4 protein-coding genes and 1 pseudogene are annotated in these 10,915 nt (G+C 63.6%); all 5 read left to right on the top strand.

What is annotated here, in order from left to right; genetic code table 11:
* Nucleotides 1–2,269: pseudogene (locus EOA60_RS05845) on the top strand (hypothetical protein); the annotation flags it as partial.
* Entirely contained in the window at nucleotides 2,266–5,229 is a 2,964-nt protein-coding gene (locus EOA60_RS05840) for a hypothetical protein (RefSeq protein ID WP_127335230.1), read from the top strand. The pseudogene EOA60_RS05845 and the gene EOA60_RS05840, both read left to right, overlap by 4 nt.
* Before the next feature lie 67 nt (nucleotides 5,230–5,296).
* On the top strand, nucleotides 5,297–6,424 hold the full coding sequence (locus EOA60_RS05835; protein ID WP_127335229.1) for a hypothetical protein: 1,128 nt from the start codon (nucleotides 5,297–5,299) through the stop codon (nucleotides 6,422–6,424).
* Between the two features lie 111 nt (nucleotides 6,425–6,535).
* The gene (locus EOA60_RS05830; RefSeq protein ID WP_127335228.1) at nucleotides 6,536–9,838 is read left to right on the top strand and encodes a hypothetical protein; all 3,303 of its coding nucleotides are present in this window, start codon (nucleotides 6,536–6,538) and stop codon (nucleotides 9,836–9,838) included.
* A 71-nt stretch (nucleotides 9,839–9,909) separates the two neighbouring features.
* The coding region (locus EOA60_RS05825; protein WP_164899201.1) for an acyltransferase at nucleotides 9,910–10,915 on the top strand (1,006 nt) is incomplete at its 3' end.

The raw sequence follows: 10,915 nt of genomic DNA, 5'->3' as shown, positions 1-10,915 counted from the left end.
TGCTGGTGCGCCCGCACCGCAGCCGCTGCCGGATCAGCAATTCGCGGATCGGGCCGGCGTGGTGCCTCCCCCATCGGACATTGGTGTTCCGCTCCCGAGGATTTCCAGCACGCCTGTGGTGACAGCGCCGATTTCGCCGTCGGCCTATGCCGGCGCGGGCGTCTCCGCGCCTCAGCAAGATGCGTCAGGTGTCGTTGCGGCTCCGCCGCTGCCTGCTCCCAAGACCATCGCGGACTTGCCGGTAAAGACGGTGCCGGAATATCAGCCGCAGACGCCAAGCCAGTTCTTTGGCCCGGACGTCAATGTCGCCAGCTTGCCGGCCGGCATGCGGAACAACAACCCCGGGAACATCAAGTTTGTGGGACAGCGCGTCCCCGGCATCATCGGGCCATCGCAGAACACCGACCAGGGCGACCCCCAAGCGGTATTCGATAGCCCTTACTCGGGCATGCGGGCGGCCGCCAGCTTGGCACTGCGCAAGAACCAAGGGGGTGCCACGACTGTCGATCAGCTTGTTGCTGGCCAAGGTGGCTGGACGCCCGGGAACCACGCCGCGGCGGCAAATATCGCCAACACCATGGGCATTTCGCCCACAACGCCGATCGACCTGGCTCAGCCCAGCCAAATGAAGAACTTCCTTCGCGGGCTCGTCACCCAAGAGCATGGACCAGCCGGGCGGTTGTATTCGGACAACCTGATTTCGTCTGCGGTCGACGGGCTCACGGTGCCGACTGACGGGAATGCCGTCGCCTACAACGGGGCGACGACCGGCAATGCCGCAACCCCGGCGCTCGCAGCGTTCGCGAACGGCGACAATATCCCGCAAGCGCCCTCGGCTGGGGTTGCGCCGACCGGGTCGACTGGTGTGGTCGCACCCTTCACCAATGGCGCGACCCCTGACGCCAATTCGCAGGGCCGCCCATACACCGCCGGCATCATCGATGCGGTCAGAGGGCTTCTCCACGGCGAGATGCCCAACCTGTCGCCTGATGCGCGCATGGCGCTGATGTCGGCTGGTTTCGGCATGATGGCGTCCAAGAGCCCGAATTTCCTCACCGCTGTGGGCGAAGGTGGCCAGCAGGGCGTCAAAACGTATCAGGAGCGCCAGCAGCAGGCTCGCGAAAACGCGCTCGCTCAGTCCGAGATCGCGACGCGCGCCGGCAATCTCGGCCTCGAGGGGCAGCGTGTCGACATCGCGGGGCAGCAGCTGGCGCTTCAGGCGAAAACGACCGCGGCCGATATCGCCCAGACCACGGCCAACACCGCAAAGACCGGCGTCGAGACGGCCGCGCAGCGCTTCCAGCAGACGATCACGCCGGCCGGCATCATCGTGCGCGATGTCACCCAGCCGATGTCCCCGCCGAAGCTGTTGACCTGGGATCAGCTGCAGAATGGCCAGTCCATTCCGGGCGTGTCGGATCAGACCGCCGCACCGCCGACGGGCAGGCCAGCGTCGCCAGCGCCCGCGGCAGCTGCTCCCGCTGCCCCGGCCAAGGAGCCCGTCGCGCAGGCGACCCCTGTGCAGCCGGTCGGGCCGCAGCCTGCCAGCGCCGGCCAGGTCTTCACCCGAGCGGCGCCGCAGCGCATCCCGCTCGATCCGCGCATGTTCTCGCCGACCGGAACGGAGATCGTGAAGGGAGAAACCACGGACGCGCTTAAGGACGCCCGCGCCAGCTATCAGGCATCGGTGAGCGCAGAAACCCAGCTTGCCGAAATGAAGCACGATCTCGCCACGATCAACAATTCGGCGTGGACGACGCCCGGCACCGGCTTCGCGGCTCGCGTCAACTTCGCGAAATCGGTCAACACCGCCTTCCAGGGCATGGGCATGGAGGCGCCGATCGACGAGAAGGCGGTTGCCGCTGGCGAGGACCTCAACAAGCTCACCACGCGCCTCGGCTTCGACCTCTCATCGGCTCTCGGCTCGCGCGAGGCCGCCAACATCGTCAACCAGGCTATCGGGGCGGTACCAGGCGGCGCAAACTCGCCCGAAGGCGCGCGCCGCATCATCGCCGGCATTCAGGCCGCCAACCAGCGCAAGACCGATTACTACAACTTCTTGCAGGACTGGGCGTCGCGGACCGGCGGCTCGATCAAGGGGGCGGATGAGTATTTCAACACGCATCAGCCGCCCGAGCTCTACGCCCTGACCACCATCGTGCCGCCCGAGGCGATGCAGCATCTACGGCAGCACCCTGAGACCGCCAGTCAGTTCGACCAATACTACGGCGTCCCGGGAGCCTCCCGGATCGTTCTGGGCAGCCAATGACCGACAATCCCTACGCCCAGTTCGGGTTCTCCGGCGATCAGGACGCCGCCGCGCCAGCACCGTCGGCCGCTCCTGATGCATCGGGCCAGAACCCATATGCGCAGTTCGGGCCGTCGCCGACTGAGCAAGCGGCGACCACGGACGATGACGGCAAGGCCTCGCTCACCTCGGTGGCCAAGAACTTCGGCACCGGCATGCTGGCCGGCATCCCGAACCTTGCCACCACCGTCGAGCACGCCTTGACGCCGCCGGACCTCATCAGCGGTGCCAAGAACTGGTGGGACGTGGTCTCCGATCCCGACGCATGGAAGTTCAGCGGGCCGGCAAGCCCTGAACTGCAGGCCAAGATCGGTCAGGCAAACGCCAATCGGAACGCCAGTCTTGGGCCCGGCATTGGCGAAACCATCAAGCGCGGCATGGGCGAACTGGGCTTTGACCCCGACAATCCGGAACAGTTGCCGCAGCCGCAGAACGCGCCGGAGCGCATCGCGAGAATGGGCGGCGAAGGCCTGTCCAGCGCCGTGGTGTTCCCCGGCAGCCCTTTGGTCAACGCGACCGTGGGCACCACGTCGGGTATCGGATCCGGCATCGGTCGCGAGGTCGCGCCAGACAAATACAAGGACCTGGGCGGCTTGCTCGGCGGCCTCCTCGGCGGTGGCGTCGGTGCTGTCGCCTCTGAGGTGCCATCTGCCGTCGGGGCTGGCGCCCGGTCGGCTGCAGACTATGCCGCACCCTTCACCACGGGCGGTCAAGAGCGTCTGGCGGCAAAGACGATCGCCAACGCGGCCAGCGACCGAGATGCAGCCCTGCAGGCGCTCTCTCAGCCGCAGGAGATCGTCCCGGGATCAATGCCGACGACTTTCCAGGCGACCGGCGACACTGGCCTCGGACAGCTGGAGCGCGCCGTTGCAACGAGGTCGCCAGACGAATTCCTGACGCGTCGCGCCGATCAGAACGCGGCCCGTCTCGATGCGCTTTCCGATATACAGGCCGAAGGTCACCCTGAGGCCGTCGGGTCGTTTTTCCGCGACCAACTCGACCAGATCGACCAGCAGATGCAGGCCGCGCAGGATGCTGCAGCGACTTCGGCCAGATCGGCGACCGAAGGCCTTGGCGGTGCTCAGCCGACAGACGTGCTCGGGGAGAACCTCCGCACGCCGGTCCAAAACAGCGTCGATGCCGCCAAGGCGAGCGAGCGAGCGCTGTGGAAGGCCGTCGACCCCGACGAGACGCTCCAAACCGTGGCGGCGCCGATCAAGACCGCCTATGCGGACGTCTACGGCAATCTCGGGCCGGAAGGCTCCATTGGCCTCACGCCCGTCGAGAAGCAGCTCGGCGACGTCATCCAAGGGTATGGCGACGCCTTGCCGCTCCAGCGCGCTGTCGCGCTCCGCAGCGTCATTTCCAAGGCGATGAGGGATGCAAATTCACCATTGCAGGCCAATTCCATCGCCTACGGCCGGCTCTCTCAGTTGCGAGGGGCTGTCGAGGACGCTATATCTCAGTCCGTGAGCCAGAAGGCGGCCGACGAGCAGTTGGCAGTGCAGACTGGCGCGATGCAGCCGGAAGACATGATGCTGGAGCGGCTGCGTCAAGAGGTCAGTGACTTCCAAAGTGCAAAACGCGCCCAACTCGTTGGAACGCCTAGCGGCGACGCTGGAGGAGCTCTCGCCCGAGGACCGCGAGTATTTCCTCGCCAAATGGGAGCAGGAAATGAAGCGGGACGGCCTGCTGTCGGGGCTGAGAGCGGTTCGCAGCCTCAAGGAACGTTTCTCGACCAAGGAGCCGCCGACCGGCTGAAACAAGCCACCGCGGCCACCGCGCAGCGCAAGCAGACCTTCGGCACCAAGCCAGTCAGCCAGATCCTTCAACGCCCCGGCTCGACACAGCCCTACAATATGCCTGGCGGTGCGGTCTCGTCGACCGCGTGGAAGGCTGGTGCCGGCGGCGGTGACGCCGTCAACGCCATCCTGAAGGCCTCGCCGGAAGCCGTCGGGCCGCTCAAAGAGATCGCGGCCGCGTCTCTCCGCTCGAAGGCTGCGGACGGCATCATCACGGGAAAGACGCTCGACGCATGGAAGGCGCAGCACGGGCCGGCGCTGAAGGCATTGGAGCAAGCCTCGCCGGGCTCGACGGCCGCGTTCGAAAATGCAGCACGGGCCGGCGACCATCTCGCCACCCTGGCGCAGCAGCGCAAGGATGCGCTCACGGCCGTCGAGAAGAGCGCGATCGGCCGCATGCTCAAGGTCGAGGATCCCGCCGACGTCGTCAAAACGGTTGGCTCGATTTTCAACCGCAGCGACGCCGTGAAGACGATGCGGAGCCTCGCTCAGGCTGCGTCGCGTGATCCCGCGGCACTGGAAGGCCTCCGCCGCGCGGTCATCGAGCACATGGAAAGCAAGCTGATTTCCAACACGGAAGCCGGCACGTCGGGGAAAAACCTAATCAAATCCGATGCTTTTCAGTCGTTCCTCGGGAAGAACTATACCGCGCTGCGACAGGTGTTCAGCGATCAGGAACTGGGGTCGATGCGCGCCATCGCCCAGGACCTTAAGCGCGCCAACCGGTCGATTGCGTCATCGAAACTGCCGGGCCGCTCGAACACAGCGCAGGATCTCTCGGCCATGGCGTCGGCCGACCTCAAGCCGACGCTGCTCAACAAGATCATCACGCATGCCATCGGCGGCGGCGCCGGTTTTGCCGCCCTCGGCGATGTGCTGACGCCTGGTCTCGGCACCTTGGCCGGTATCGTCGGCACTCACGTTCTCGGCGGCATGCGAGAGGCTGGCATCCGCAACGTCGAGGACCTGATCCGCGACGCTATGCTTAACCCCGATCTGGCGAAATCACTCCTGATGAAGGCGCCGAAGAAGATCGACACCGGGTCGGAGCTAACGCTGGCGAACAAGCTCCGCCGCGTCGGCATGTTTTCGGCCGTGCAGAACAGCGGCCAGCAGTAGCCAGGCCAGAGATCAACAGGACTTTTGAGGGCGCTCTTTCGGGCGCCCTTTTTCGTGGAAAGCGCCGATGCCCTCAACTTTCACGCCAAACCTGAACCTCGAGCTCATGGCGACCGGCGAGTTTTCCGGTACCTGGGGCCAGCGGCTCGACAACAACGTTTTCAGCATTTTGGATGCCGTGCTGGGCAACACGCTGGCACTGCCGCTGACTAACGTCAATGTCACGCTCAACACCGCGCAGAGCCAGAACAACTTCATCGACTTGAGCGGCACACTTACCGGCAACGTCATCATCACCTTCCCCGCGATCGGCCGCACGTACTTCATCCGAAATGGCACGACAGGCAATTTCACGGTCACCTTGAAGACCTCGGCCGTCGGTGGCGCCACGGTGGTTATCCAGCAAGGTCAGAGCGGGTTCTTCGCCCTCAACGGCACAGACGTTCTTGCTGTTTCCAACACGCTCTACTCGCCGACCTTGACCACGCCGACGGTCACCGGCTCTCTCACAGTAAGCAGCACGGACGCGACTGCGGCTGCGAACCCCATAATCGACCTGTTTCGGGACACAGCGTCGCCAGCCGCGAGCGACGTGCTTGCCCAGGTCCAATGGAACAGCCGAGACAGCGCGGCGAACAAGCAGACTTATGCCGCAGACGATGTCCAGATCACTGACCCGACATCAGCCACGCGATCGGCCATCCGGCGCCTATGGTCCGTCATCTCAGGTGCGCTTGCGGTTCGGTTCAATATCGGCGCGGGGCTCTACAGCCAGGGCGTGACCGGCGGCGACAAGGGCGCCGGGACCATCAATGCTGGCGCCTACTACGCCAACGGCACCGCGCTCGCCATCACCAAGATATTCGACAGCGGGCAGCAGACGATCACCTCCGGGGGTGCCTTGACCTTGCCACACGGGCTTGGCGTTCAGCCGAAGCTTTATATGGCGGTTCTGCAATGTGTCTCGGCAGAGGGCGGCTTCAACGTGGGCGATGAGACACAATGGCCCCCTAACGGGAGCAACGACGGGTCGGGCAGTGCGAACGGCTACGTAATCGTCCCGGACCCCACGAACATGAATATCCGCTTCGGCAACAACAACCCTTGCATGACGCCCATGCCACGAAAAGATAATGGTGCGGACTTCGATCCTACACAATCCAAATGGAAGCTCGTGGTGAGAGCGTGGGCATGATCCAGCAACGCCACTGACTGAAAAACAAGGGCCGCGCGAAGCGGCCTTTTTCTTATTCCGCCTCTCCCCCAAAGCAAAGGACGTGCCTTCACGGGCGCGAGCGTATCGCTATTGGCAAACACGACCTTCGACCAACTTCCCGCCAGCGCAGGCCTCTCCGGCAACGAAATCGTGCCGATCGATACTCCGATCGGGGGCGGCAGCTATGTGACCGGGCGCACAACGGCAGCCGCAATCGCCAATCTTGCCTCAGCAGTCGGCCCGGTCGTCCTGGCTGAAGCGAGCCCGCTCTATGCGGAAGGACGTATCCTCGCCGGCACGCCCGGAGACATCAGCATCACCGACGGCGGTCCTCTCGCGAACATCGCTGTCGACCTCGTCGACACGACTGTCGCCCCCGGAACCTATGGCAACACGAGCGCAATCGCGCAGTTCACGGTCGACCAGAAGGGCCGCATCCAGTCGGCCGGCAACATCGACATCACCGGCACCTATCAGCCGCTTTCGGCCAACCTGACCTCGTGGGCAGCGATCACGCGCGCCGCCGGCTTCGATTCTTTCACCGCGATCCCCTCGAGCGCGAACCTCCGGGCGCTCATGACCGATGAGAGCGGCACGGGATCGCTCTATTTCCAGAATGGCAATCTCGGCACGCCGTCGGCTGGCGTGCTCACCAACGCCACGGGATTGCCGGTCACCACCGGCATTTCCGGCTTGGCGACAGGCATGTCGGCATTCCTGGCTGGGGGGACCAGCGCCCAGCTAGCGGCGGCCGTCACGGATGAAACCGGCTCCGGGTCGCTGGTCTTCTCCACGTCTCCGGTCCTGGTGACGCCAAACCTCGGAACGCCCTCTGCCGCGGTGCTGACCAATGCGACGGGCCTGCCGGTGTCGACCGGTATCTCCGGGCTTGCCACCAACATGGCTGCATTCCTCGCCGGCGGCACGAGCGCTCAACTGGCGGCTGCGGTGACAGACGAGACGGGCTCGGGCGCGCTCGTCTTCGCCAACTCTCCAACGCTGGTGACGGCTTCCTTGGGCTCGTCGACCGCGACCACGCAGACGCTTGGAGATAATTCCACCAAGCTGGCGACCACCGCCTTCGTGCAGGCCGCCGTCAGTGCCACCACGACGCTCCCGGCATCAAAATACGCCACCACGGCCGCCCTGCCATCCGTCACCTATGCCAACGGCACCTCGGGCGTCGGCGCCACGCTGACAGCGACCGCCAACGGCGCGCTCTCAATCGACGGCACTGCGGTATCCGTCAATGACGTCGTCCTGATCAAGAACCAGGCAGCGACCCTCCAAAACGGCATCTACACCGTCACCGCGACCGGCAGCGCCGGTGCTCCGTTCGTGCTCACCCGCGCGACCTATTACGACCAGTCGACCGAGATCAACCTTGGCGACAACACCTTTGTCAGCGCTGGCGCTACCCTTGCCGCCACGACCTGGCAGCAGAACGGCACCGAGCAGCCGGTGATCGGTACAAACCCGATCACCTTTGCTCAGGTCGCCGGCACAGGCACCTATACCGCTGGCAACGGTCTTTCGCTCACCGGGACCCAGTTCGCCATCGACACGACCGTCACGGTCGACAAGAACACGGCGCAAACCCTTACCAACAAGACGCTCACCTCGCCGACGCTGACGACGCCAGCGCTTGGCACCCCGGCTTCGGGCGTGATGACGAACGTCACCGGCCTACCGCTCACCTCGGGCGTCACTGGCCTCCTGCCGATCGCCAATGGCGGCACGAATGCCGGCGATGTAGGCACGGCGCGGCTTAATCTCACGGTGCCCGTCTACGTGGCCAACATCGCCGCCCTTCAGGCGCTCGATACCACGAAGGACACAGTTGCCATCGTGACCCAGACGGGGCGAGCGGGCACCTTCGTCTGGACATCCGGCAACTTTTCGACCCAGATCGCGGCCGATACTCTACAGGGCATCTACGTGAAGGCGACGGCCATCGCGTCGAGCTCCGGCGCGTGGGTGCGCGTGTATGCGTCGCCAGCGTTCGCCAAATGGTTTGGAGCAGTCGGAGACGGCTCGACTGACGATGCTGCGGCCATCAACGCCGCCCTCACTGTCGCCGGCGTTGTGGCGCTGGACAATCTGGTCTACGCGGTCGGCAGCACCATCAACATCAGCACAGACGGGCAAGCTTTGAGCGGGCCACCGGATCGCCCCGGCGGGACCTTCAACGCGTCTACAACGACCGGCGCCGCCCTGAAATGGATCGGCGCAACTGGCGGCATCGTGGTTATCCTGGGCAGCCAGACCGCTGGCGTAGACATGCATGGTGGCGCGCTGCAAAACGTCCAGATCGACTGCGGCGCGGCCGCTAACTACGGCCTGCAGGTCAAGACGATCGATAATGCAACGGTCGAAAGGATCAAGATCCATAATGTTCGGGACAATGCCTCAGCTGCGGGGCTCAACCTCACTTCGAACGTCAACGCGTTCTCGCCGATAAACTGCATCCATAACTGCTCGTTCCGCGACATCTCCATCGCGACATCGAATTCCGGGTTCGGCATCTACAACAATACCCTCGGCACGACAGGCGGGCAGAACACCACCAATTGCGTGTTCGACAACATCCACGTCACCCACAAGAATAATACGGGCTTCCAGTTCTCCGCGATCGACACCTCAGTGCTCACGCGCATGGCAACGAGCAGGCTGGCCGGTGGTACCGGCTCCAATCTCTACCTCGATGGCAATGCCGCCTCGGGCAAGATTGTCGAGGGCAACGTCTTCGACCTGTTCCATCCCTACTGCGCGGACGGAACGCCGCTGATCTATGCGGACGGCCAGTATTCGAGGCAGAACAAGGCGATCTTCACAGGGGTAGACGCGTTCGCGATCCCCCAGATCATCAATGGCGCGGAGATATTCTTCGAGTTCACCGGCTCGGGGTATTCGGGAGTGATTGCGACGGAAGCTCCGTTCAATCGCGTCCCTCCACTCCAGATCACCAACTACGATTCCAGCGATCCCACCAAGCTCGACTGGTACGAGGAAAACACATGGACACCGGGCCTATCGTTCGGCGGCGGCACGACGGGTCTGACTTACACCACGCAATCAGGCTGGTATCAACGGATCGGACGCACAGTCCTGTTGCACTTCCGCATCACCATCAACGCGAAGGGGTCTTCGACGGGGGCGGTGCTCTTGACTGGCCTGCCGTACACGTCCGCAGCCCAGTTCGGCGGCTGTTTCATTGATTCCTATTCGGGCATGTCGGGGCTTTCCGGGGGCATTCTCGGGCAGACCACCAACAACAGCAACACCGTCGCGCTGAACACCAACTCAGCCACGGCATCGGTGGCGTTGGCCGATACCAATTTTGCCAACGGCTCTGCCATTAACGGCACCATTCTCTATCGAGTGGGCAGTTGATCTGGGCTTGCCGCTGCTCTAGAGGTGCCGGTATGCGGCCGAGACTTGACGGGTTGGATTCGTTACGGGGCATGGCGGCCGTTTCTGTCGCCATTTTCCACAGCGTCGTGCTCCTCGACCTTAGCAACGGCAGGCCACCGGAATGGTTCATGCAGTTGCACATCGCGGTGCCGTTGTTCTTCACCATTTCGGCGTTCGCCTTATGCGCCGGCTATTCGGCGAGCCTAAGTTCTTGGCGCGGTGTCCGCGAATTCTACTGGCGGCGCTATTTTCGGATCGCACCGCTATTTTACGTCATGGCGACGGTGTGGACCTTCTACACGTCGTCCTACCCCAGCATTGAAGACGTCGTTCTGAACGTTGTTTTCGCGTTCAATTTGCTGCCGGGGAAAGATGGCAGTCTGGTTGCCGCCGGATGGTCGCTCGGGGTCGAGATGCTGTTTTATGTTTTCTTCCCGTTGCTGCTGTTGGTCCTGCGAGATGTGCGTTCGGGCGCCGCTGGCCTCGTGGCATCAACAGTGATTGCGGCCGCGGCTGCGGTGTTGATGGCGTCGGTGCCTGACCGCTTCGGGTGGCATTTCTTCGTCGTTCAAGGCCCCTATTTTGTCGGCGGGATCCTTCTATTCCACATCTTCGAGCGAGTGGCACGCAACACCGTTTCGGAGCGCCGCACGTTGGCTTTGCTTTTGATGGCGTCGGTGATGCTCGCTTTGTCCGTCCTGGCGATGGTCGACCGCCATGCATTGACCTTCATGGGCTGGTACGCCCGCGAGAACATCATAGGGCTCTTGCTAATGCCTTTGGTGCTGGCCTTTGCGGTCTTCCCTTTCCCCGCACTGGTGAACCGGGCCACCATATTCATCGGCACGGTCAGCTACGGCGTATATCTAATCCATCCGTTCGTGATTGCGACGCTTGGTAGGACGGTGGCTCAACACATGGCCGGAAAGCCGGCTTGGCTCGTCGTGATCACGACGATAACGACCGTTCTGAGCGTGACCATCACGGCTGCTGCGGTAACGTATTTCGGGTTTGAGAGACGCGTCAGCAACTTTGGCCGTCCGGCTCGAGTTGAAG

This window comes from Mesorhizobium sp. M1A.F.Ca.IN.020.06.1.1 (assembly GCF_004023265.1).
Lineage (GTDB): Bacteria > Pseudomonadota > Alphaproteobacteria > Rhizobiales > Rhizobiaceae > Mesorhizobium.
Note: the sequence above shows the minus strand (reverse complement) of the source record. Positions and strands in the feature narration are given on the sequence as shown.

Excerpts from the sequence above, each read along its gene's own strand:
- EOA60_RS05835 (WP_127335229.1), top strand. The coding sequence starts at position 5,297 with ATGCCCTCAACTTTCACGCCAAACCTGAACCTCGAGCTCATGGCGACC.
- EOA60_RS05840 (WP_127335230.1), top strand. The coding sequence starts at position 2,266 with ATGACCGACAATCCCTACGCCCAGTTCGGGTTCTCCGGCGATCAGGAC.